Raw genomic sequence first — 22,926 nt, forward strand, 5'->3', positions numbered from 1 at the left:
TTTAGCTGATCATAATGGAACTGATCCGAGGTATACACAATATTAAAGCGCAGCATCATGGCTGTGTATTAACCATAGGTAACTTCGATGGTGTTCATTTAGGACATCAAGAGGTTCTGAGTCAGGTTTCTAAACAAGCTGCAGCATTAGGGCTACCTTCTGTTGTTATGACGTTTGAGCCGCAGCCTATGGAGCTGTTTGCCCGAGATAAAGCGCCAGCACGTTTAACTCGCTTACGAGATAAATACGTGCAACTGAGCAAGCTAGATATCAGTCGCCTATTGTGTGTTAATTTTAATCAGTATTTTGCAAGTTTATCCGCGGAAGCGTTCATTAAGGATCTTTTGGTTGATAAGCTTGGTGTGAAGTTCTTGGTGGTTGGTGACGATTTTTGCTTTGGTAAAGGTCGCACTGGCAATTTCGCTATGCTCAAAGAGGCGGGCGAGAAGTACGGTTTTGAGGTGGTAAGCACCCAAAGCTATTGCTTAAACCAATTACGAGTAAGCAGTACTGAGATACGAAATGCATTAGCGGTCGATGACTTGGCTGCAAGTGCTACCATGTTAGGACGTGATTACAGTATTAGTGGTCGAGTGTCCCATGGTCGAAAACTAGGGAGAACTATCGGTTTCCCTACCGCTAATATTCCATTAAAGCGTTGTGTTTCTCCTGTATCGGGAGTGTATGTTGTTGAAGCTTTGGATATCGACGGTGTTCCTGTCGGTGGCGTTGCTAATATTGGACAACGACCAACAGTTAATGGGGTAAGGCAGCAATTAGAAGTGCATTTTTTTGACTTTAAAGCCAATTTATATGGTAAACAGTTAGAAGTACGACTTTTGCACAAACTGCGCGACGAGATAAAATTTGAATCGTTCGACGCACTAAAGAATCAAATAGAATTGGATGCTGAAGCCGCAAGGGTGTGGCTGCTTCAGCTAAAGAATTAATCGGATGATTCCACCGATTAACATAATGTCTAACTTCGCCCAATATAACGGAATTAAGAATCGATGAGTGATTATAAAGATACCCTGAACTTACCAGAAACAGGGTTCCCAATGCGCGGCAATCTGGCAAATCGTGAGCCAGAAATGCTGAAGCGTTGGTACAAAGAAGATCTTTACGGCGAAATCCGTAAGGCAAAGAAAGGTAAAAAATCTTTCGTACTGCATGATGGCCCTCCATACGCGAACGGCGACATTCACATTGGCCACGCGCTGAATAAGATTCTTAAAGACATTATTATCAAATCTAAGACCCTTTCTGGTTTTGATGCACCGTACATCCCTGGTTGGGACTGTCACGGTCTTCCAATCGAGCTAATGGTTGAGAAGAAGAAAGGTAAGCCTGGTCAGAAGATTTCGGCTGCTGAATTCCGCGAAGAGTGTCGTAAGTACGCTGCGGGTCAAGTTGAAGGTCAGAAAGAGAGCTTCAAACGTCTTGGCATCATGGGCGAGTGGGACAAACCTTACCGCACTATGGATTTCGGCACTGAAGCGAACATCATTCGTTCTCTTGGCAAAATCGCAGATAAAGGTCACCTTCTTAAAGGTTTCAAGCCTGTTCACTGGTGTACTGACTGTGGTTCTGCTCTGGCTGAAGCTGAAGTTGAATACAAAGATAAAGTTTCTCCATCTATCGATGTGAAATTTACAGCAGCTGACGAAGCGGCGCTTCTAGAGAAATTTACTCTAGCTGAAGGCCACGCGGGTCAGGGCGAAATCTCTATCGTTATCTGGACAACAACACCATGGACTCTGCCTGCTAACCGCGCAGTATGTCTACGTGATGATCTTGAATACGTGCTTATCCAAGTTGAAGCGAATGGCGACCAGCCAGCTCAACGTATCGTTGTTGCTTCTGAACTAGCAAAAGACGTAATGGACCGTGCAGGTATCGAGCATTTCCACAATCTTGGTTTTGCTACAGGTGCTGATCTTGAGCTTTCTCAGTTCAACCACCCGTTCTACGACTTTACTGTTCCTGCAGTTCTTGGCGATCACGTAACAACGGATTCAGGTACTGGTGTGGTTCACACTGCGCCTGGCCACGGTCAAGAGGATTTCGTGGTTGGTAAAAAGTACAACCTAGAAATCGCTAACCCAGTTGGTTCAAACGGCGTTTACCTGCCAGATACTGAGCTATTTGCTGGTCAGCACGTATTCAAAGCGAACGACTCTGTTTTAGAAGTTCTAAAAGAGAAAGGTGCACTTCTGCATCACCACGCTTACGAGCACAGCTACCCACATTGTTGGAGACACAAAACTCCAATCATCTTCCGTGCAACACCACAATGGTTCATCTCTATGGATCAAGCTGGCCTACGTGCTAAAGCTCTAGAGTCAATCAAGAGTGTTGAGTGGTTGCCTGAATGGGGTCAAAGCCGTATCGAAGGTATGGTTGAAGGTCGCCCTGAGTGGTGTATCTCTCGTCAACGTACTTGGGGTGTGCCAATTGCTCTGTTCGTTCATAAAGAAACAGCAGAACTTCACCCAGAAAGCCCAGCGCTTATTGAAAAAGTAGCGAAGCTAGTTGAAGAGAAAGGCATTCAAGCTTGGTGGGATGTAGACGCTGCTGAACTTATGGGCGCAGAAGACGCTGATAAGTACGAAAAAGTAATGGATACGCTAGACGTATGGTTCGACTCAGGTGTTACGCACTTCTCTGTTGTTGATTCTCGTGAAGAGTACAACTTCCCTAATGAAGAGCGTACTCACAGTGCTGATCTTTACCTTGAAGGTTCAGACCAACACCGTGGCTGGTTCCAGTCTTCTCTAATTTCATCTATCGCGATGAAAGACGAAGCACCGTACAAGCAAGTACTAACGCACGGTTTCGTAGTGGATGGTAACGGCCGTAAGATGTCTAAATCTATCGGTAACGTTGTTGCTCCTAAAGATGTAACCAATAAGCTAGGTGCAGATATCCTGCGTCTATGGGTTGCTTCTACAGACTACACGGGTGAAGTTGCGGTTTCTGATGAAATCCTGAAGCGTTCAGCGGATGCTTACCGTCGTATTCGTAACACGGCTCGTTTCTTCCTAGCGAACTTGAACGGTTTCAACCCTGAAACTGACCTAGTACCTGCTGAAGAGATGGTTGCACTTGATCGCTGGGCTGTTGGCCGTGCTCAAGCTGCACAAGAAGAGATTGTTAAAGCATACGGCGAGTACAACACTCACGGTGTGACTCAACGTCTAATGCAGTTCTGTTCTATCGAAATGGGTTCTTTCTACCTAGACGTAATTAAAGATCGTCAGTACACAGCGAAGCAGGGCAGCCATGCTCAACGTAGCTGTCAAACGGCGCTTTACTACATCGTAGAAGCTCTAGTTCGTTGGATGGCACCTATCATGTCGTTCACTGCAGATGAAATCTGGAATGAAATGCCAGGTGAGCGCGACACGTTCGTATTCACAGGTGAGTGGTTCGAAGGTCTATTTGGTCTTGCTGAAGGCGAAGAGCTAAGCAACGAATTCTGGACTGAAATCCAGTCTGTTCGTGGCGCAGTGAACAAGCTTCTTGAAGATGCTCGTAAAGAGAAAACGATCGGTGGTGCACTGCAAGCTGAAGTTACTCTATACGCTGACGATGCACTAGCGGCTAAAATCAACAAGCTAGAAGATGAGTTACGTTTCGTACTTATCACTTCTGCAGCTGTTGTTAAGCCATTGAGCGAGAAGTCTGATGCAGCGCAAGCGACAGACGTTGCTGGTCTATTCGTTGAAGTTGCGGCTACTGAAGCTGAGAAGTGTGACCGTTGCTGGCACCACACTCCAGATGTAGGCACTATCGAAGGTCACGAGAAAGTTTGTGGTCGTTGTGTGTCGAACATCGACGGTGAAGGCGAAGTGCGTAAGTTCGCATAACGACTCAGAGAAAGACTGAACTTTTTGTAAAAATCATAGCCCCAGTATCAACTGGGGTTATTTTTAGTTATAGGAAATGTGTTTAACCAAGTTGGTAATCAAGGTCACTTAAAGTGACTAACAATGAATACCAACTTCGTAAATACTAGGAATAGAAATGAGTGAAGTTTCGTTAAAACAATCTGGTGTACGTTGGTTATGGCTGGCTTTATTGGTCTTCTTGGCTGATATCGGCATTAAACTCTTTGTCATGGACAACATGGGTTATGGTTGGGCAAACCGTATTGAGGTGTTGCCATTCTTTAACTTTTTGTATGTTCATAACTACGGTGCGGCATTTAGCTTTCTGAGCGATCAGAGCGGTTGGCAGCGTTGGTTGTTTACGGGTATCGCATTTGCGGTAACAGGTATGCTGACGTACTGGATGAGCAAACTGCCAGCAGCAGAGAAGTGGAATAACATTGCTTATGCGATCATCATTGGTGGTGCAGTAGGTAATGTGTTTGACCGAGTCGTACACGGCTTTGTTGTCGATTACTTAGACTTCTACTGGGGCACTTACCACTGGCCTGCATTTAACTTAGCGGATATGGGAATCTGTATCGGTGCTGCGATGATCATCTTAGATGGTTTCCGTAAGAAAGACGAAAGCAAATAGCTTGCCTCAAAGTCAGTCTATGACTCACAGAATAGAATAGCCCTAAGCGCTGTCGGTTGATTCCGACGGCGCTTTTTTTTATGCTGCAAGTAATATGAGAGTGAAGCAAATTGCGTTCTCAAATAATAAAGAAATCTAAGGAAAGTAACGTGGCAGCAATTAAAAATGATTCAGCAGTAACTCTACATTTTACGATTAAAATGAAGGATGGTTCAGTTGCCGATAGTACGGAAAATATGGGCAAGCCAGCGAAGTTCGTCATGGGCGATGGCAGCCTAAGTGAGAACTTTGAAGCGTGCTTACTTGGACTTGAAGCCGGCACTGAAAAGTCTATCGAACTGAAAGCGGAAGACGCGTTTGGTATGCCAAACCCAGATCATATTCACTATATGGATCGTGCTAAGTTTGTTGGCGACTCTGAAGTTGAAGTGGGCACTATCATGGCATTCTCAGGTCCTGACGGTATGGAAATTCCAGGTATTATTACTGAGATCGCAGGTGATTCAGTGACGGTTGATTTTAATCACCCACTCGCTGGCCAAGACGTTACCTTTGACGTCAATATCTTAGCTGTGGACTAACTATCTTAGCTGTGGACTAACTATCTTAGCTGTTAATCACTACCTTAACAGTAGAATAACATCGCCTTACAGCTGTGATGTCACCCAGAGCTTCACTGTCTAGACGCTTCACTGTAGAATGCGAACCTCGCTGACGGCGAACTCTATAGAAACAACCTTAGTACCGCGGTAAATGATGAGCAATGAAATGAAAATAATGTTAGCTAACCCTCGTGGCTTTTGTGCCGGTGTCGATCGTGCGATCAGCATCGTAGAGCGCGCACTCGAAATGTATCAGCCACCGATCTATGTTCGCCATGAAGTGGTACACAACCGCTTTGTTGTTGAGGGGCTCAAGCAGCGTGGTGCTATTTTTGTCGAAGAACTGAGTGAAGTGCCAGACGACAATATCGTGATCTTCTCGGCTCACGGTGTGTCTCAAGCGGTTCGTAAAGAAGCGAAAGAGCGTGAGTTAACGGTATTTGATGCGACGTGTCCTTTGGTGACTAAAGTTCATATGGAGGTTGCTCGTGCGAGCCGCAAACATATGGAAGTAGTACTGATTGGTCACGCAGGTCACCCGGAAGTGGAAGGCACTATGGGTCAGTACGCGAGCCAAACTGGTGGTATGTACTTGGTTGAAAGACCAGAGGATGTACAGAACCTCGTGGTGAACGACCCGAGTAACCTGCACTACGTTAGCCAAACTACGCTATCAGTAGATGAAACTGCTGATGTGATTGAAGAGCTACGTCGAGTGTTCCCTGAGATTCAAGGCCCACGTAAAGACGACATCTGTTATGCGACTCAAAACCGTCAAGACGCAGTGCGTGAGATGGCGAATGACGTTGATGTGGTAATTGTTGTTGGTTCTAAGAACTCATCTAACTCAACTCGCCTAAAAGAGCTGGCTGAGAAGCTAGGTACGCCAGGCTACCTAACTGATTGCCCTGAAGACATTCAAACTGAATGGGTTGAAGGGAAAAAGAAAATCGGTGTAACAGCCGGTGCTTCTGCTCCTGAAGAGTTGGTAAACCAAATCTTAGATCGTATCCGCGAGCTAGGTGCGACTGACGTTGAAGAGATTCAAGGTCGTGAAGAGAATATGTTCTTCGAAGTGCCGAAAGAGCTGCAGATTAAGCAAGTCGACTAATCTTTATTGATTAGTGACACCATCGATGCGTGATGCTAGCGATTCGTAAACACTATCGATTTGTAAACACTATTGATTTGTAAACAGCAGAAAGCCAACGTTGATACGTTGGTTTTTTTGATCGTGCTTTGGAACTAGGCGTCGAACTTCTAACGCGTTACTGGAGACCGAGTTGCTCTTTTAAAGTCTTTAAGTAGCGACGACTGACAGGCACTTCAAAGCCAGTCTGGGTAATGATCTCCGCTAATCCATTCTCTAACAGTTTGATCTCTTGGATCGATTTTATGTTGATCAAATACTGCCGGTGACAACGGATCAAATCGGTTTTTTCTTCCAGGACCTTTAGCGTTAACTGTGAGGTCGCGGTTTGCGATGAGCTACGAACATGCACACCACTGATATCGGAATAAGCACACTCGACCGTTTGGCTTGCCATGATCACAATGCGGTTATGACCGATACACGGGATCTGCTCTAAGTGACAGGGAGCAATCGCTGAGATGTTCTGTTCTGGTGCTTTCTGATTTTGTTTGATGACCTTATTCAGGCGACAAACGCTCTTGTTTAATCGACAAGGCTCGACTGGCTTAAGTAGGTAATCAAAAGCGTTATCTTCAAAGGCTTGAATCGCATATTGGTCGTAGGCGGTGACGAATACCACGTAAGGCATAGTATCTGGGTCAAGCATGCTTAACAGCTCAATCCCGGTAACCTGCGGCATTTGGATATCCAAATACACGACATCAGGCTTGAGTTGGTTGATTTGTTTCAGTCCTTCGATGGCGTTACTTGCTTGGCCAATGATTTCCACTTCTCCGGTTTCGGTCAGCAGCTCAATCAGCTCTTCGCGAGCAAAAAGCTCATCATCGACAACTAATGCCTTTAACATCCTACAATCTTCATCTTGGTTCTATCCCTGCTTGGTTCACGCTTATCTTTTAAATGTCTGCTTCTAAATGTTTCAACTCGGAGCGATCCGTCCCCGAAAATACCATTATTTGAGTATAGGTATGATAAAGCTCATTCGAGTAAATTGCTGTGGTTGAGATTCTATTTTTAGTGCTGAATCTTGTCCAAAGAAATTAGTGAGTCGTTTATCAACAATTTCCATCCCTAATCCTACATGATCTTGAGATGGCTTCTGATAATTACCTGCATTGTCTTCAACGGTTAACTTGAATCCACCCTCGAAAGCCTCGCTAGAGATCTTCACTTTTCCGCCTTCCAACATATTGGATATCCCATGTTTGATGGCGTTTTCTACTAGCGGTTGCAGGGTAAAGCTAGGCAATTGTGACTCATAAAGTTGCGGGTCGATATCCCATTCCACTTCTAGTCGATCGGTAAAGCGTGCTTTCTCTATGGTCAGGTAAGCGTTGACGTGTGCCAGTTCGTCTTTGAGCTTCACGGTGTTGATGTTCTGCTTTAGGTTGCTTCTAAAGAAGTGAGACAGGTGTTGAATCAACTCTCGAGCTTTATCTGGGTCACGGCGTGTTACTGCGCTGATGGTGTTAAGCGCATTGAACAAGAAGTGCGGGTTCACTTGAGCGTGCAGCAGTTTGATTTCTGCTTGTGTCAGTAGCGTTTGCTGCTGCTGGTAGTTGCTAAATAGGATCTGGCTCGATAATAGCTGAGCGATACCTTCACCCATCGACATATTGATGGTTGAGAACAGCTTTAGTTTTGGCTCATACAGTTTGATGGTACCGACCACTTCGTTACCCGCGCGCAATGGAATAATCAGAGCCGAGCCCAATTTACAATCCTGCGACAAGGAGCATTGGTATGGGTTCTCTTTGCCATCAAGGTAGATGATGTCGTTCTGTTCCATCGAAGTGAGCGTGCTTTGCGATGAAATCGGGGTATTTGGAATATGGTGTTCATCGCCAATGCCAACGAACGCGAGGATTTTTTCTCGGTCGGTAATCGCTACCGCACCTACGTTGGTCTCTTCATAAACGATACGTACGATTTTTTGTGCGTTATCGGAATTGAAGCCGCCATGCAGAATACCTACTGAACGCTCGGCGATGGTTAATGCGCGGCGTGAGAAGGTAGCCGAGTACTTTTCGAAGATGGTTTTCCTGTCTTGGATGATGCTCATGAACAGCGCTGCACCGACAGAGTTAGCAATGATCATTGGCGCTGCAATATCGGAGACCAGAGCATAGGACTGTTCGAAGGGTTTTGCGACCGCCAGCAGAATCAGCATCTGAATGATCTCTGCAAACAGGGTTACCGAGAAAACCACCAATGGATTAAACAGCTGGCTCGCTTTGTTTTTTCTGACTAAGTAAACGTGCAATAGGCCACCAATCAAGCCTTCTGCTGTGGTTGAAATCGCACAAGCCAAGTCAGTAAAACCACCTAATGAGTAGCGGTGAATCCCACCAGTAAAACCGACCGCAAAGCCGACAACCGGACCACCAAACAAGCCCCCCATGACCGCTCCCATCGCACGAGTGTTGGCTATCGCGTCATTAATCTGCAGTCCAAAGTAGGTGCCCATAATACAGAACAGAGAAAACAGAACATAACAGCTGACTTTATGACTTAAGCGTGAGGAGATGCTCAACAAAGGGAGAATCAATGGCGTTTTACTTAGCATGTAAGCAATCACTAAGTAGACACAGGTTTGTTGCAGCAGAGAGAGAATGAGTTCCATATTTTCACCTATTGAGACGCTTGTTAAGTGTAAAGCTCATTGCGTGGTAACGGTAGCTTTGCTTATGTTTTCGTTGGTTATATCGAGTGACGATTACTTCTCAATGCTGAGATACAGTAAAGCCCATCACAAAGGACGGGCTTTAGTCTTAATTTCCACGAATCACTGGGTGATTACGGGAGCAAACGAAGTGTGTTTGGCTGTTCTTTTGCCTCTCTATGAAGACGTGCCTCTTTTATTAAGAGTCTGAAAGAACTAGGCAGTTTTGGTTACGCCTTTTGCTTCTTTCTCTTCTTCATCAGCAAGGTCGATATCGCCTTTGCCTTTTGAAATCTTGATAACGTAAGCCGCAACACCAAGTGCACTCACCACACCAATGATGGTTGAGATTTGCATTGGTAGACCGAAGCCTAGCTGGCTGTTGTTCAGAATGAATGTGATACACACAGATGTCATGAACACAGCAGGAACCGTGGTTACCCAGTGCAGCTTGTTGTGACGAAGTAGGTAAGCCGAAGCTGTCCATAGCATCATGACTGCTGTTGATTGGTTAGCAAAACCGAAGTAGCGCCAGATGATACCGAAATCTACTTGAGTCAGGATGCCACCGATAACGAACAGTGGTAGAGCCATCAGCAGGCGGTTACGCAGTGTTTTCTGTTCCATGTTGAAGTATTCAGCAAGGATAAGACGGCTTGAACGGAATGCTGTGTCACCAGAAGTGATTGGTAGGATAACCACGCCAAGGAAAGCAAGGATACCGCCGAATACACCCAGTAGACCAAATGAAGCGCTGTATACCACGTTACCAGGGCCGCCGTTTGCAATTGCATCAGATAGAGACTCCACTGAACCGAAGAATGACAGAGCAAGTGCACACCAGATTAGAGCGATGATGCCTTCACCAATCATTGCACCGTAGAATACGAAGCGACCGTTCTTCTCGTTTTCCATACAACGCGCCATTAGTGGAGACTGAGTTGCGTGGAAGCCAGAGATAGCACCACAAGCGATAGTGATGAATAGAGCAGGCCAAAGTGGTAGGTCATTCGGGTTCATGTTGGTGAACATGTCCTTCATCTCGAAGCCACCCATGATTTGGTGCTCGTCAGAAAGACCAATCGCAGTGATTAGGCCAACAGACATGAAGATAAGCAGTGCGCCGAACAGTGGGTAGAAGCGACCAATGATTTTATCGACAGGGACAATCGTTGCGATGATGTAGTAAGCAAAGATGATAACAACCATGGTTGTTGCAGACATCGCGAAATCAGTTTGGTCGTTCACTAGGTTAGTGATCATGCCTGCAGGAGCAGATACGAATACCACACCAACTAGAAGCAGTAGAACAATGGCAAAGATGTTCATAAAGTGTTTTGCGCCATTGCCTAGGTAACGTCCAGTGATGGTTGGAACTGAAGCACCACCATTACGGATAGATAACATACCTGAGAAGTAGTCGTGTACTGCACCTGCGAAGATACAACCTAGCACGATCCAAAGCATCGCTGCCGGACCATAAAGGGCACCCATGATAGGGCCGAAGATTGGACCGACACCTGCAATGTTAAGCAGTTGAACTAGGTAAACCTTTGGTGTCGACATTGGAACGTAGTCCACGCCATCTTGCTTGGTGTGAGCAGGTGTTTGACGCTTTTCATTGATACCGAAAATTTTCTCGATAAAGGCACCGTAAATAAAGTAGCCACCAATGAGTGCTGCAACACAGGTAAGAAACCACATCATAATTTGTTATCCCTGAATGTATTAATTAAGTCAGGGTGTATATTAGAGGAGTGTATGAGAAGAAACTTCCGCTATGAGAGTGAGTGGTCGAATAGTCAATTAAGTGGTGTTATAACTGATTGAGTGGTTTGTTACGTTTGTAGAGCGGTTGGTTATTCATGTTGAGATGTGTCTTGCTTCTGGTAAGTGGTGATTTATCAGCTTTAAGCGGCAACCAATAGATATCAGTGGCAGATAACAGACATAAGTGGACATTAGCCAGTGTTCAGCGGAGAATCACCACAAAGGCAATGCTTCGTCAGGAAGTGGCTAGGTAAATATAAAGGACTGAAATGAAAAAAATAATCGCACTATTCGCCGTGGCATTTAGCCTTGCAGGATGCAGCGCCAATGTTCAAGATTTAGCAGCTGAAGGCAATTGGCAAGAGATTGGCTATCGAGATGGTATCAAAGGCCACACTCAGCGTTCGTATTCAGAGATGACTGATCTTGGTGCAGTCGATCAAGCGAGTTACACAGAAGGTTACCACCTAGGTGTGACTGAATATTGTAATCCGAACCATGCTTATCAGATTGGTTTATCTGGTCAGGTGTATGAAGGCGTGTGTTCTGGTACGGAAGACGCTCAACGTTTCCGTATGGAATGGCAACGTGGCTGGGATGAGTTCTCAAACGACTATTAAGCCCAAGCTAGCGAGAAAAAATTAAAACTAAAAAGACCAGTACCGCATGTGCACTGGTCTTTTTGTATGTAGCGATAGGAACGGTCAACAGTATAATACCAATCGTAGTAAATAACTGGCCATCCTAGCTGGTTAAAACACTCGATAACATCGTTAGAAATTTTGATTGTAGAATAACTACTTATCGAAAATTTCTGCCTTGTTCTCAAGAATTTTTCCTGCGCTATTTATGATCACTTACTTACTGTGATTGGTATCAGCAGATTACTGATTATTCTCGACTGCTTTTCTTAAGAAGCCATTTTGCTTATCAAGCTGAGCCTTGGCCAATTCTAAATCTAGCCCTGTTAGAATCATCAAAATAGACAACTTCACATCGTAATCAGTCGTTTTAAGTGTCGAGACTGCCAGTGCTTTGTCGCACTCAGTTGCTTGGATAACGATACGAGCAGCGCGGGCAACCAACTTTTCATTGGTCGCTTTTACGTCGACCATCAGATTTTGGTAGCTTTTACCAATGCGAATCATGCTGGCAGTCGTCAGCATATTAAGCACCAGCTTTTGTGCTGTACCTGATTTGAGTCGTGTTGAACCAGTCAATGCTTCTGGGCCAACCACTGGGCTAATTGCGATTTGAGCGATTTCAGCAATTGGAGAATCAGGGTTACAAGACAATGCAACGGTCACCGCGCCAAGCTGATTGGCATAGTTGAGTGCACCAATCACGTAAGGTGTGCGACCACTGGCAGCTATACCCACTACGACATCATTTTCTGAAAATTGAATCGCTTTCAGATCTTCAATACCGAGAGTCAGCGAGTCTTCTGCGCCTTCTTTGGCTTTTAAAATCGCCTCTGGTCCACCTGCAATTAGGCCGATAACCATTTTGTCTGAAACACCGAAAGTCGGTGGGCATTCTGATGCGTCTAACACACCTAATCGACCACTGGTGCCTGCGCCCATATAAATCAGTCGGCCACCGTTTTGAAAGGCATGAGCAATTTTATCTACCGCTTTCGCAATCTGCGGCAGTTCCGCTTCAATCGCCAGTGGGACTTGTTTGTCTTGTTGGTTAATCTTTTCAACCACTTCGAGAGAGGTGAGCAGATCAATATCCATAGTATCAGGGTTTCTCCCCTCCGAAACGAGGTGCGAGAGCGCTGATATGAGAGCGTCGTTACTCATAATGATCCTTAAATGGTGATTCTAAAATGATGGTTCTAAAATGGTTTAGTCAGCACGATAGAGAACGCCTAGAGAGGCCGCTCTGCTTGCGCCAGTCACTTCTGGTAAATTGCTTGGCAGTTGATGAACATGACGCTGAGCAAGCCACGCAAAAGCCATCGCTTCCATGTAATCGGCATCAACGCCTTTACTGGTCGTTGAGTCAACATCCCAACTTGGAAGCAGTTCGGACAATCTCTTCATCAACAATGGGTTTCTTGTACCACCGCCACACACATACAGTGCAGGCTGGTCACCCAAGCGATAAGTCTCCACTTCATTGGCTATCGTCAATGCGGTGTATTCACAAAGCGTGCACTGAACATCTTCTGCCGTAAGATCTTTAAATTCTGTAAGCTGTTGCTCTAGCCAGGGTAGGTTGAACAGCTCTCTGCCGGTGCTTTTCGGTGGCATTTGAGATAGATAAGATTCATTTAACAACTGTTCGAGTAAAGCTTGATTGAGTTGACCTTTAAGCGCAAATTGCGCATCACGGTCAAACTTCTCACCCGTGTGTTTATCAACCCAAGCGTCCATCAACATATTGCCCGGGCCTGTATCATAACCAAGCGTTGGCTGATTAGGGCGCAGTACTGAAATATTCGAGATACCACCAATATTTAACACCACAACCGAGCTGTCTTGCGGGTGGAAAATCGTGTGGTGGAAGGCTGGGACGAGTGGCGCACCTTGCCCGCCTAATGCCATGTCTTTACGCCTGAAATCGGCAACCGTTTGAATCTGTGTTTTAGCGGTAATGATGTTGGCATCACCCAACTGCATAGTAAATGGAGATTCGCCGCTTGGCTGGTGGAATACCGTTTGACCATGATTACCAATCGCAGTCACAGAAGATGCAGGTGTCCCTGACTTTTCGAGAAGTTGCAGAATCGCATCAGCAAATAGATGGCCAAGCTGGTGGTCGAGTTCTCCAATGGCAATCAAATCGGTTTTCTGACCAATACAAACTTCAAGCAGACGTGCTTTGAGGTCGTCAGGCATTGGGAACTCATCATGAGCCAGCAATGTGATGCGCGTATCTTCAATCGAAACTAAGGCCGTATCAACGCCGTCCATACTCGTCCCTGACATCACACCGATATATAACTCTGATTTCATTGTTCACTTCCTAAATTAAGCTGCTGGATCTTTTGGTTAGCGATGACTTCTGCACCATCCAGAGCATTACCTTGAATGTTTAAGGTACGAACTTGGAGTTCTTGGGAAAGCCTAGGGCGATAGAACTGTCCTAAACTGCCTAAGAACATAATCGGTAATGAGTTATAGTCTGAGCATGTTCGTGTGAGCTTCTCTATTTCTTCAATACCTTGTTTTAATATGGTACTTGCCGTTGAGCAGCGCTGTTCCATATCAACGAGCTCTCGTGCAAATTGGGCGTAATCGGTCGCATTAGCTTTGTCAATCCACTGTAGAATTTGGTTGCGTTCGTTGCCTGTCTTTCGCATTACAAGCTGACTCGTTAAAGAAGTGCGCTTGTTATCTAATTCAACGAGAGTTTGTTGAACAGCTCGAAAACCAAGCCAAGCGCCACCACCTTGGTCACCAATTGGGAAACCCCAGCCACCAATTTGATGAGTCTTTTGTTGTGCGTCCAATTGAATCGCAACAACTCCCGTCCCAATCGCAATACAGTTAACCCCTTGTCCTGAATTAGCACCAAATACTGACGCTTCTGCATCAGTCGTTACATACAGGTGCGGGCAATGGGTTAACGCCGATTGCAGTTTGGCTTTTAAATCTAAGTTTCCTACGCCAGCAACGCCAACCACAATATAGCACTGTTGTGATTTTATCTGATTAACACTCAACATTTCATCAATATAATGAGTCAGTTGAGTGATCGCAGCTTCACCATATAAGGTCAATGACGTCGCAGGTAAAATACACTCTTCGATGTTACTTAGTGTTGGTAATATTCGCTTCAGTCTAATGGCGGTTTTAGTTCCACCGCCATCGACTGCCAAAGTATGGGTAATCATTGGCTAAACCGTTTGTAGTTTATTAACTTCTTGAGTTTGCTTCTTTCCTGAAAGGCACACGATTAACGATACAAATGTGCCAACACAAAGTTGATAAGGGAACGCTAAACGAACTCCTACCCAATCATCGTTAATCACGCCCATCACGCTATCCCAAACATAAGCTTGCATCAGCAGAGTGGTGAAGAAGCCTGCCATTAGAGCTAAAGCGACCGAAATTTCGTTACCGCGCTCGGTGAATATCGCGGTGAAGTAGACACCCAACAACCCTGTGTAGGCAAAGACCATCACACTCAAAGCAAACGATAACAGTGGCATGTCAGTGTACTGCTGCCAGTAGTAACACAGGATTCCCATACTACCTAAGGCCACAGCTGCCGCCGCCATACCAAACCGGCCAGCTTTCACGTAATGGAAATCATCTTGTACTCCTTTACGAGCTTCTAGCCAAGGTTTGTAGATATCCTGAATAGCCACTGATGACATTGAGTTTAATCCAGAATTTAGTGTTGAAAGTGCCGCCGCAACAACCCCAACAGTAACCAAGCCTCTAAGACCTGCTGGCATTTCATTCAGCACGTAATACATGAAAATCGTGACGTTCTCGCCATTAAAATTTTGAACAACTTCTTTACCTTCAACGCCCATCAGTTCAGGTCTTTGGTAGAAGACATACAAAAGTAGGCCAATTGACATGAATACAAGCACAACTGGAATTGAGAAAATGATTGAGTTAATCATCGCCTTTGAACCTTGCTTAGCATCTTTACAAGTCAAAACACGTTGAGTCATGTCTTGATCAAGGCCAAACGCACCAATGTTTAACAGCACGAATCCCGTAATACATGCCCAAAAGCTGAAGGTGCCAGCAGGGCTAAAGTCGAGGTTAAAATCTAATAAAGTCAGTTTCGAAGCTTGGCCTTCACCAGGGTTAGCCAGTACCTGCGCAATTTGGTTGAAATCAGCTGGAATTTGTCCCAATAAATAGATGATCACAGCAATGGCTGCACCGACATAAACCACCAGCTGAATTAGGTCGCTCCAGATAACGGAACGAATGCCACCCATGTAGGTATAAGCAAGGCCAACGGCAACCAGAATGACCACTGAAGTAACTACGCTGCTTGGATCAATGTTGGTAAATAGAATCATGGAGACAGCGATAGCGGCCATGTATAGGCGCGCACCAGAAGCAAATATGCGACCGACCAAGTACATCACACCTGCGCGCTGTTTTGTTTTCTCGCCAAAACGAACTTTTAGCAGTTCGTAAACGGTAGAGACTTTGTTTTTGTAGAAGCGAGGTATTAGTACTAATGCGACAAAGACAGCCCCAATAATTCCACCAATGTTGGTCGCTAGATAAGTGAGATCGCCACGGTAGCTAGATTCTGGTCCACCTAAGAACGTCGCTGCCGATTGCGAGGTCGCCAGTACTGAGATGGCAACGACCCACATTGGCATCGAGTTACCGCCTAAGAAGTAGTCTTTGGTGCTCGTGATTTTGGTTCGACTGAAGTGCCAGCCTGTAAAAGCGATAACAGCGAAGTAAACCGCAAATACTGCCCAGTCCAGCGAAGTAAATAGTGAATTCATAGCAGCTCCGTAGCATGAATAGGATAGAGGGTGTTTATTATTATTTTTTCAGAATGTCAGTTTGAATAATGAGTTTCAAAATCTATTCCTTGGTGGAATAGTGACCAATGGTTTTCTTTGACAGTGATCCCAGAAGGCTGTGTTAGCTATTCCAAACAGCAGAATGTGAAGGAATAATTATTCCAATGAAAATACAAAACTCGTTATGATAGCGAGGCGTAGGCAGAGGGAAGGGCGTTTAATGAAAGGTATTGCGAAAGTTAAAGCGTTATTACCAAAACTCTCGCCATCGGATTCGCTGGTGGCTCGTTATGTATTAGATCATCCACAACAAGTTAAGCTGCTCTCCTCTCCTGAATTGGCTAAAGCGGTGGGTGTGAGCCAATCGACAATCGTCAAGTTTAGTCAGAAGCTCGGCTATAAAGGGTTTTCTGAAATGAAGGTGAAGCTCTACCAGAGTGATATGACCTACCAGCCAGTATCTCAACGTGGAATACACGGCACCATCACCAGAAAAGATCCGCCAGATACGGTGATGGACAAACTTCTTGCAAGTAAAACACAATCGCTTGAGCGTACAGTGTTATTAAATGAAGGTGAACAGTTAAGCAATGCTGCTGACTTGCTGCACCTTGCTAATAAAGTACAGATTTCTGGGGTGGGTGCATCGTCTCTGGTTGCGAAAGATTTCGCTTATAAGCTGATGAAAATAGGTCATGCTGTTAACGCAGAACAGGATGCTCACATTCAGATTGCTAATGCCGCTTCTCTTTCTGAAAATGATGTGTTGGTTGCAATTTCCTATTCAGGAAACACCAGAGAAGTGGTGAAGGTTGCCCAGTTGGCTAGATCGAAAAAGGCCAAGGTGATTGTGGTAAGCCAGTTATCCCCTTCTGCTTTAGATAAATACGCTGATATCAAACTCATCTCGGCGGCAGACGAAAATCATATTCGAAGCTCATCTATCACCGCGCGTGATAGCCAACTTTTTATTACTGACTTGTTGTTCATTGCGTTAACTCAGCAGGAAGAGCAGGCCGACCAATTAATTGAACAAAGTAAATCTGCAGTAGCGGAATTTAAGCAATAGAAGGAAATTTTATGGGACCGTTGTGGGTTGATGTTGCAGGCTACGAGCTGACAGCTGAAGACAGAGAGATTTTGGAGCACCCAACTGTTGGTGGTCTCATCTTATTTGCTCGAAACTACCACGATAGCAAACAGTTATCGGCGTTAAATAAAGAGATTCGCAAAGTTGCAAAACGTCCTATTTTAATCGGCGTTGACCAAGAAGGCGGACGAGTACAGCGTTTCCGTGATGGCTTTTCAATTATCCCAGCAGCTCAAGAATTCGCGACTAAGAATAATGGCGAACAGTTAGCAGAACAAGCGGGTTGGCTGATGGCGGCGGAATTGATTGCCCATGATATCGATCTGAGCTTTGCGCCAGTATTGGATAAAGGCCACGACTGTAAAGCGATTGGTAGCCGAGCGTTTGGTGAAGATATTGATACCATCGTTCGTCATAGTAGTGCTTTTATTAAGGGTATGAAGTCGGTTGGCATGGCGACGACAGGCAAGCACTTCCCTGGACACGGTGGCGTGATTGCTGACTCTCACTTAGAAACGCCATATGACCCTAGAGACGATATCTTTGAAACCGACATGGCAATCTTCAAGGCGCAAATTGAAGCTGGAATATTGGATGCCATGATGCCTGCGCACGTGGTTTTCTCTCACTATGATGATCAACCTGCGAGCGGTTCACAGTATTGGCTACAGAAAGTATTGAAACAGCAGCTTGGGTTTAAAGGCTTGGTGTTCTCTGACGATTTAACGATGGAAGGCGCTGCCATAATGGGCGGACCAGCCGACAGAGCGAAAGCGGCCTTGAATGCAGGTTGTGACATGGTGTTGATGTGTAATAAACGAGATGCACAAATTGAAGCTCTGGATCACTTAGCGATTCAAGAGGTGCCTTTAGCCAACTCATTGCTTAAAAAACACAGCTTTAATTTGTCGACACTTCACTCGGATGCTAGGTGGAAAGAGACCTCAGAGACGATTAAGCGAATGCTAGGCAGTGAGTGATAAATAAACACATAATAATTTTAGATAAGGCGATATGATAAATATCGCCTTTTTTGTATGTGCGATCCGTGGTTTAAACCTATTTATTCTTTAGAGTGAGTTAAAGTTGGTGTGTAAATTAAAGTTTACAGTGAATGTTTTTTATTGTTTACACTTGCAATCGTTTTTTTAGCTGTTATTGTGTTTTTAAAGATTGTTAGCCCAAATGGAAATGTTGGGTGTAAAAATAAATATACAGGTTGAGTTATGCAGAAAAGTGAATTAAGCAATGTCAATATCATCGACGAACAGGTACTGATTACTCCTGAGGAGTTAAAAGCAAAACTGCCTTTGAGTGATAATGCTCGTCGTTTCATTCAAGAGTCTCGTCAAACTATCGCAAACATCATTCATAAGAAAGATCATCGCATGCTTGTTGTATGTGGCCCATGTTCTATCCATGACATTGAAGCTGCGAAAGAGTACGCGAAACGCCTAAAAGCCTTATCTGAGCAACTTAGCGATCAACTGTATATTGTTATGCGTGTTTACTTTGAGAAACCTCGTACCACTGTCGGTTGGAAAGGTTTGATCAATGACCCGCATCTAGACGGCACTTTTGATATTGAGCATGGTCTGCATGTTGGTCGTGAGCTACTTGTTGAACTCGCTGAGATGGAAATCCCACTAGCGACTGAAGCATTAGATCCAATCAGCCCGCAATACCTAGCAGATACCTTTAGCTGGGCGGCAATTGGCGCACGTACTACTGAATCTCAAACTCACCGTGAGATGGCAAGTGGTCTTTCAATGCCAATCGGTTTTAAAAACGGTACAGATGGCAACCTAGGCACTGCAATCAATGCAATGCAGGCGGCTTCTTCTAGCCACCGTTTCATGGGTATCAGCCGCGAAGGTCAAGTTGCACTACTAACAACGCAAGGTAACCCAAATGGTCACGTGATTTTACGTGGCGGTAAGCAGACGAACTACGATTCAGTATCAGTACACGAATGTGAGCAAGAGCTGGGTAAATCTGGTTTAGAGGCCGCGCTAATGGTCGACTGTAGCCACGCGAACTCTCGTAAAGATTTCCGTCGCCAACCTTTAGTTGCAGAAGATGTGATTCACCAAATTCGTGAAGGCAACAAGTCGATTATCGGCCTGATGATTGAAAGCCATATAAACGAAGGAAACCAATCTTCGGATATACCTCTCAATGAGATGAAATACGGCGTTTCTATTACCGACGCGTGTATCAATTGGGATTCAACTGAGGCACTATTGAAACATGCACATACGGAATTAGTCCCGTTCTTAGAGAACCGCTTGAAAGGTTAGTCAGAGTTTTAAATTTAAGTGCCTCATCTAATGGGGCATTTTAAGATCTGTTGCTAGCGAACCTGCGTGATTGTGGGCTTATAGATTGGCACGGGCTTATAGATTAGTAAGGAATAAAATGGCCGTTGAACTGAACGAATTACGCGACCAAATCGATGCTGTCGATAAACAAATGTTGGATTTACTGGCTCAACGCCTTGCTCTAGTAGAGAAAGTAGGCGAAGTAAAAAGTGAACATGGTTTACCTATTTATGTACCAGAGCGTGAAGCTGCGATGCTGGCATCTCGTCGTCAAGAAGCCGAGAAAATAGGAGTTCCACCACAGTTAATCGAAGATATTTTGCGTCGTACTATGCGTGAGTCTTATGCCAGTGAGAAAGATTCTGGCTTTAAGTGTCTTAACCCAGAGTTACGTTCAGTGGTTATCGTTGGTGGTAATGGTCAACTTGGTGGCTTGTTTGGTCGTATGTTCAAACTGTCTGGCTACGAAGTGAAGATCCTCGGCAGCCAAGATTGGGATAAGGCCGACGAAATCTTAGATAATGCTGGGCTTGTGGTTGTTACGGTTCCAATCCACTTAACTGAAGGTGTGATTGCGAAGCTAGGTAACCTACCAAGTGATTGTATTCTATGTGATTTGACGTCAATTAAATCTAAACCTCTGCAAGCAATGATGAACATGCACCAAGGCCCAGTGGTTGGATTGCACCCAATGTTTGGCCCTGATGTTCCAAGTCTTGCTAAGCAAGTGATTGTTTACAGTGATGGTCGTGGTGCTGAAAGCTACCAATGGCTACTGAATCAATTTGGTATTTGGGGAGCGAGCCTTTGCCAGATGGATGCAGCTGAACACGATCACGGCATGACATTGATTCAAGCACTTCGTCACTTCACCTCTTTTGCTTACGGTTTGCACCTGAGTAAAGAGAACCCGAATATCGATCAGCTTCTGAAGCTAAGCTCGCCAATCTACCGACTAGAGATTGCGATGGTTGGTCGTCTGTTTGCTCAAGACCCGAACTTGTACGGTGATATCATCCTTTCTTCGGATGAGAATATTGAGATGATTCGACGCTTCCATAGCTGTTTCGGAGAAGCGTTAGAAATCCTAGATGGCAAAGATAAGGCTAAGTTTGTTGAGAGCTTCAACCAAGTGAGTGATTGGTTTGGTGACTACTCACAACAATTCTTGCAAGAGAGCCAAAGTCTTCTAAAACAAGCACATGACTCGATTCATCGTGGTTAATGCCGATTTGAAATCATAAAAAAGAGCGACCATCTGGTCGCTCTTTTTGTTTGTGCTGAACGCTACGAAAGCATTTGGCCTACAGTAGACTAAAAGCAATTAGATCATCATAGGCCAAATCAACAGCTCTTAGCCCCTAACAACTAGTTAGTCGTGATAGGTTTTTTGCTCTCTTCACTCGATACGGTGTCGATGGTCGAGCTAATGTAAGGCACATTCGTTAGATTGATCTGCAAGCGAACCACATTATCAATCAGTTGAACCAATGGGCCCCACTTAACTTTTTTCTCTTTCTCGAACACGTGGTTGAAGTTTTCCGGTGTCCAATCCATCAAGTATTGCGGGTTCAGTGAACGACCAAGGAAGCGTACTTCATAGTGCAAGTGTGGACCGGTTGAGTTACCAGAGTTACCACAGCTCGCAATGACATCGCCTTTACTCACAAACTGACCGCTACGTACCTTGAACTTTTGCAGGTGCGCATAAGAACTCATGAAACCAAACGAGTGACGCATAGTAATAAAGTTGCCGAAGCCTTTTTTACTTGGGCGTACCGTTTCAATGACTCCATCTGCGGGCGCCACAATATCTTCACCACGCTTACACGTTAGATCGATACCAGTATGTACATGGCGTTTCCCTGAAATAGGGTTAGTGCGGCTACCATAAGAAGAAGAGATACGTTGATAAGCCATCGGGCTGTCGTTTGGAATCAAACGGAACATCGTGGCTCTTACTGCTGAATCGACTGCAGCCGCATCAATGCGATCTTCTAAAGAAATATCATCGGTAAGCAGCTCTTCATCAGCAAGACCCAGTACTGATTCCACATCGAATACACGCTTACCAAGTAGCTGAATCGTGCCTTCTTTCTCGGTCAGTATTTGCGATAGCGAATGGTTGGTTTCTACTTGCTCAGCATAAAGAAACTCAGTTTGTTCTTTTTCAACAATCAACGTTTCAATCAACTGTTGGGCATCACCCGCTTGTAGCGCGAGCTCTTGTTTACTCTCGAAGTGCATGTACGCCGCTCCGCCAATCAATAGCGGTACTGAAAAAATGGCAGTAGTGCAAATGAGCACGGCTTTACGGCCGAAGTAAAACGTCTGTTCCCCCTGACTGGAGGGAATAGTAATGGATAGTTTTTTAGACATGGTTCTGTATTAACTAAATGCTTCTAATAGAAAAAGGGTAATGGAGATGTCACTCACTACCTAAATCGGTAAGGTGTTCAATCTCTCTATAAAGCAGTTCATCGTCGCCAACCTTAAGCTCCACAAGGCGCTTAAGGTGGCTGATACTATCAATATCTAAATGCTCTATGCGTAAACGCATTGAGGTATTGATGGTAGAGACTATCGTTGCTTCTAACTGAATATTGATATCACTGTTTTCGAGTTTAAAGCTCACTTGAACAGGGACATCATGGCTAAGTTGTTTTGATTCATTGCATTGAATTGAATGAGTAAACCATGGAGTGATAAGTCTTGCACTGAGCCTGATACATTTACGTGTCCTTGTGATATCTCAGTCGGGACTTGATAAATAACTCGTGAAAATTGACGTCTTTCAACCATAAGTAATCTCTCTATATCAATGCATTACACGTAAGCCAGATATATCAAAGGCCGCTATTATCGCGGCCTTTGTTCAAAATACAAGCTTATTTACTTAGCGATACGCTTGTACTTGATACGGTGCGGTTCTGCCGCTTGTGCGCCTAGAGTCTGCTTAAGCCACTCAGTGTACTCAGTATAGTTACCTTCGTAGAAGTTAACTTGACCTTCATCACGGTAGTCTAAGATATGGGTCGCAATACGGTCAAGGAACCAACGGTCATGCGAGATAACCATTGCACAGCCAGGGAATTCAAGCAGCGCTTCTTCAAGAGCACGTAGCGTTTCAACGTCAAGGTCGTTGGTAGGCTCATCGAGTAGCAGTACGTTACCGCCCGCTTTTAGCAGCTTCGCTAAGTGAACACGGTTACGTTCACCACCAGAAAGCTCACCGATGATCTTCTGTTGGTCGTTGCCTTTAAAGTTGAAACGAGAACAGTAAGCACGCGCAGGGATTTCGAAGTTGTTGATCTTAATGATATCAGCGCCTTCAGAG

Annotated in this window: 19 protein-coding genes and 1 pseudogene; 10 read left to right on the forward strand and 10 right to left on the reverse strand. The window is 44.9% G+C overall.

Translation table 11 applies throughout. The annotated features are described in order from the left end of the window. Positions 1 to 14 precede the first annotated feature (14 nt). The 5 genes from ribF to ispH all read left to right on the forward strand — a co-directional run bounded on the left by ribF (position 15) and on the right by ispH (position 6,243). A complete protein-coding gene (gene ribF / locus IQQ51_RS09205; protein WP_017088634.1) occupies positions 15 to 950 on the forward strand; it encodes a bifunctional riboflavin kinase/FAD synthetase in 936 nt (311 codons plus the stop codon). Positions 951 to 1,013: 63 nt separating this feature from the next. Continuing rightward, positions 1,014 to 3,872 carry an isoleucine--tRNA ligase gene (gene ileS / locus IQQ51_RS09210; RefSeq protein WP_019820547.1) on the forward strand — a complete coding sequence of 953 codons (2,859 nt, stop codon included), beginning with the start codon at positions 1,014 to 1,016 and terminating at the stop codon, positions 3,870 to 3,872. 157 nt (positions 3,873 to 4,029) lie between these two features. Next, on the forward strand, positions 4,030 to 4,530 hold the full coding sequence (lspA, locus tag IQQ51_RS09215) for a signal peptidase II (RefSeq protein ID WP_004735054.1): 501 nt from the start codon (positions 4,030 to 4,032) through the stop codon (positions 4,528 to 4,530). Positions 4,531 to 4,679: 149 nt separating this feature from the next. Next, positions 4,680 to 5,111 carry an FKBP-type peptidyl-prolyl cis-trans isomerase gene (gene fkpB, locus IQQ51_RS09220; protein ID WP_082151324.1) on the forward strand — a complete coding sequence of 144 codons (432 nt, stop codon included), beginning with the start codon at positions 4,680 to 4,682 and terminating at the stop codon, positions 5,109 to 5,111. A gap of 175 nt (positions 5,112 to 5,286) precedes the next feature. Next, on the forward strand, positions 5,287 to 6,243 hold the full coding sequence (gene ispH / locus IQQ51_RS09225; RefSeq protein ID WP_029235087.1) for a 4-hydroxy-3-methylbut-2-enyl diphosphate reductase: 957 nt from the start codon (positions 5,287 to 5,289) through the stop codon (positions 6,241 to 6,243). Between the two features lie 157 nt (positions 6,244 to 6,400). Here ispH and btsR read toward each other — a convergent pair whose 3' ends face one another. From btsR to IQQ51_RS09240, 3 genes are all read right to left on the reverse strand, one after another. Further along, entirely contained in the window at positions 6,401 to 7,132 is a 732-nt protein-coding gene (gene btsR / locus IQQ51_RS09230; protein WP_193840867.1) for a two-component system response regulator BtsR, read from the reverse strand. 105 nt (positions 7,133 to 7,237) lie between these two features. Beyond that, positions 7,238 to 8,908, reverse strand: coding sequence for a sensor histidine kinase (locus IQQ51_RS09235; RefSeq protein WP_048606801.1), 1,671 nt, complete (start codon positions 8,906 to 8,908; stop codon positions 7,238 to 7,240). 255 nt (positions 8,909 to 9,163) lie between these two features. Next, a complete protein-coding gene (locus tag IQQ51_RS09240) occupies positions 9,164 to 10,654 on the reverse strand; it encodes a carbon starvation protein A (RefSeq protein ID WP_050651904.1) in 1,491 nt (496 codons plus the stop codon). Between the two features lie 332 nt (positions 10,655 to 10,986). Between IQQ51_RS09240 and IQQ51_RS09245 the strand changes: the two genes are divergently transcribed. Further along, positions 10,987 to 11,337: a DUF2799 domain-containing protein gene (locus tag IQQ51_RS09245; protein ID WP_193840868.1), complete on the forward strand. Its 351-nt coding sequence runs from the start codon at positions 10,987 to 10,989 to the stop codon at positions 11,335 to 11,337. A 264-nt stretch (positions 11,338 to 11,601) separates the two neighbouring features. On the opposite strand, the gene murQ is transcribed toward IQQ51_RS09245, so the two are convergent. From murQ to IQQ51_RS09265, 4 genes are read right to left on the reverse strand one after another with little or no spacing between them, the layout of a single operon-like run. Next, entirely contained in the window at positions 11,602 to 12,522 is a 921-nt protein-coding gene (gene murQ, locus IQQ51_RS09250) for an N-acetylmuramic acid 6-phosphate etherase (protein WP_048658073.1), read from the reverse strand. A gap of 45 nt (positions 12,523 to 12,567) precedes the next feature. Then, positions 12,568 to 13,680 carry an anhydro-N-acetylmuramic acid kinase gene (locus IQQ51_RS09255; RefSeq protein ID WP_193840869.1) on the reverse strand — a complete coding sequence of 371 codons (1,113 nt, stop codon included), beginning with the start codon at positions 13,678 to 13,680 and terminating at the stop codon, positions 12,568 to 12,570. Continuing rightward, positions 13,677 to 14,561, reverse strand: coding sequence for a BadF/BadG/BcrA/BcrD ATPase family protein (locus IQQ51_RS09260; RefSeq protein WP_193840870.1), 885 nt, complete (start codon positions 14,559 to 14,561; stop codon positions 13,677 to 13,679). The genes IQQ51_RS09255 and IQQ51_RS09260 overlap by 4 nt, the downstream gene beginning before the upstream one ends. A gap of 3 nt (positions 14,562 to 14,564) precedes the next feature. Then, positions 14,565 to 16,157, reverse strand: a complete 1,593-nt coding sequence (locus IQQ51_RS09265) for a sodium:solute symporter (protein WP_193840871.1) — start codon at positions 16,155 to 16,157, stop codon at positions 14,565 to 14,567. A 241-nt stretch (positions 16,158 to 16,398) separates the two neighbouring features. Here IQQ51_RS09265 and IQQ51_RS09270 point away from each other — a divergent pair, with 241 nt between their 5' ends. The 4 genes from IQQ51_RS09270 to tyrA all read left to right on the forward strand — a co-directional run bounded on the left by IQQ51_RS09270 (position 16,399) and on the right by tyrA (position 20,814). Next, positions 16,399 to 17,247 carry a MurR/RpiR family transcriptional regulator gene (locus tag IQQ51_RS09270; protein WP_193840872.1) on the forward strand — a complete coding sequence of 283 codons (849 nt, stop codon included), beginning with the start codon at positions 16,399 to 16,401 and terminating at the stop codon, positions 17,245 to 17,247. Between the two features lie 11 nt (positions 17,248 to 17,258). Further along, on the forward strand, positions 17,259 to 18,248 hold the full coding sequence (gene nagZ, locus IQQ51_RS09275; protein ID WP_193840873.1) for a beta-N-acetylhexosaminidase: 990 nt from the start codon (positions 17,259 to 17,261) through the stop codon (positions 18,246 to 18,248). A 246-nt stretch (positions 18,249 to 18,494) separates the two neighbouring features. Beyond that, positions 18,495 to 19,568: a 3-deoxy-7-phosphoheptulonate synthase gene (locus IQQ51_RS09280; protein ID WP_017059354.1), complete on the forward strand. Its 1,074-nt coding sequence runs from the start codon at positions 18,495 to 18,497 to the stop codon at positions 19,566 to 19,568. Between the two features lie 118 nt (positions 19,569 to 19,686). Further along, positions 19,687 to 20,814: a bifunctional chorismate mutase/prephenate dehydrogenase gene (tyrA, locus tag IQQ51_RS09285; RefSeq protein WP_050622330.1), complete on the forward strand. Its 1,128-nt coding sequence runs from the start codon at positions 19,687 to 19,689 to the stop codon at positions 20,812 to 20,814. A 143-nt stretch (positions 20,815 to 20,957) separates the two neighbouring features. Here tyrA and IQQ51_RS09290 read toward each other — a convergent pair whose 3' ends face one another. The 3 genes and pseudogenes from IQQ51_RS09290 to IQQ51_RS26865 form a co-directional block, all read right to left on the reverse strand. Next, positions 20,958 to 21,968 (reverse strand): M23 family metallopeptidase, encoded by a 1,011-nt coding sequence (locus tag IQQ51_RS09290; protein WP_193840874.1) that lies wholly within the window; start codon positions 21,966 to 21,968, stop codon positions 20,958 to 20,960. A gap of 49 nt (positions 21,969 to 22,017) precedes the next feature. Further along, positions 22,018 to 22,391 (reverse strand): annotated as a pseudogene (locus IQQ51_RS09295) (PilZ domain-containing protein). Between the two features lie 90 nt (positions 22,392 to 22,481). Then, positions 22,482 to 22,926, reverse strand: a 445-nt coding sequence (locus tag IQQ51_RS26865) for an ATP-binding cassette domain-containing protein (RefSeq protein ID WP_228012757.1), incomplete at its 5' end; no start/stop codon positions are given.

Origin of the sequence: Vibrio sp. OPT18, assembly GCF_015163615.1 — a bacterium.
Lineage (GTDB): Bacteria > Pseudomonadota > Gammaproteobacteria > Enterobacterales > Vibrionaceae > Vibrio > Vibrio coralliirubri.

Excerpts from the sequence above, each read along its gene's own strand:
- IQQ51_RS09260 (WP_193840870.1), bottom strand. The coding sequence starts at position 14,561 with ATGATTACCCATACTTTGGCAGTCGATGGCGGTGGAACTAAAACCGCC.
- btsR (WP_193840867.1), bottom strand. The coding sequence starts at position 7,132 with ATGTTAAAGGCATTAGTTGTCGATGATGAGCTTTTTGCTCGCGAAGAG.
- IQQ51_RS09255 (WP_193840869.1), bottom strand. The coding sequence starts at position 13,680 with ATGAAATCAGAGTTATATATCGGTGTGATGTCAGGGACGAGTATGGAC.
- IQQ51_RS09280 (WP_017059354.1), top strand. The coding sequence starts at position 18,495 with ATGCAGAAAAGTGAATTAAGCAATGTCAATATCATCGACGAACAGGTA.
- murQ (WP_048658073.1), bottom strand. The coding sequence starts at position 12,522 with ATGAGTAACGACGCTCTCATATCAGCGCTCTCGCACCTCGTTTCGGAG.
- IQQ51_RS09245 (WP_193840868.1), top strand. The coding sequence starts at position 10,987 with ATGAAAAAAATAATCGCACTATTCGCCGTGGCATTTAGCCTTGCAGGA.
- IQQ51_RS09240 (WP_050651904.1), bottom strand. The coding sequence starts at position 10,654 with ATGATGTGGTTTCTTACCTGTGTTGCAGCACTCATTGGTGGCTACTTT.
- ileS (WP_019820547.1), top strand. The coding sequence starts at position 1,014 with ATGAGTGATTATAAAGATACCCTGAACTTACCAGAAACAGGGTTCCCA.
- IQQ51_RS09265 (WP_193840871.1), bottom strand. The coding sequence starts at position 16,157 with ATGAATTCACTATTTACTTCGCTGGACTGGGCAGTATTTGCGGTTTAC.
- lspA (WP_004735054.1), top strand. The coding sequence starts at position 4,030 with ATGAGTGAAGTTTCGTTAAAACAATCTGGTGTACGTTGGTTATGGCTG.
- ribF (WP_017088634.1), top strand. The coding sequence starts at position 15 with ATGGAACTGATCCGAGGTATACACAATATTAAAGCGCAGCATCATGGC.
- nagZ (WP_193840873.1), top strand. The coding sequence starts at position 17,259 with ATGGGACCGTTGTGGGTTGATGTTGCAGGCTACGAGCTGACAGCTGAA.
- IQQ51_RS09290 (WP_193840874.1), bottom strand. The coding sequence starts at position 21,968 with ATGTCTAAAAAACTATCCATTACTATTCCCTCCAGTCAGGGGGAACAG.
- IQQ51_RS09235 (WP_048606801.1), bottom strand. The coding sequence starts at position 8,908 with ATGGAACTCATTCTCTCTCTGCTGCAACAAACCTGTGTCTACTTAGTG.
- ispH (WP_029235087.1), top strand. The coding sequence starts at position 5,287 with ATGAGCAATGAAATGAAAATAATGTTAGCTAACCCTCGTGGCTTTTGT.
- tyrA (WP_050622330.1), top strand. The coding sequence starts at position 19,687 with ATGGCCGTTGAACTGAACGAATTACGCGACCAAATCGATGCTGTCGAT.
- IQQ51_RS09270 (WP_193840872.1), top strand. The coding sequence starts at position 16,399 with ATGAAAGGTATTGCGAAAGTTAAAGCGTTATTACCAAAACTCTCGCCA.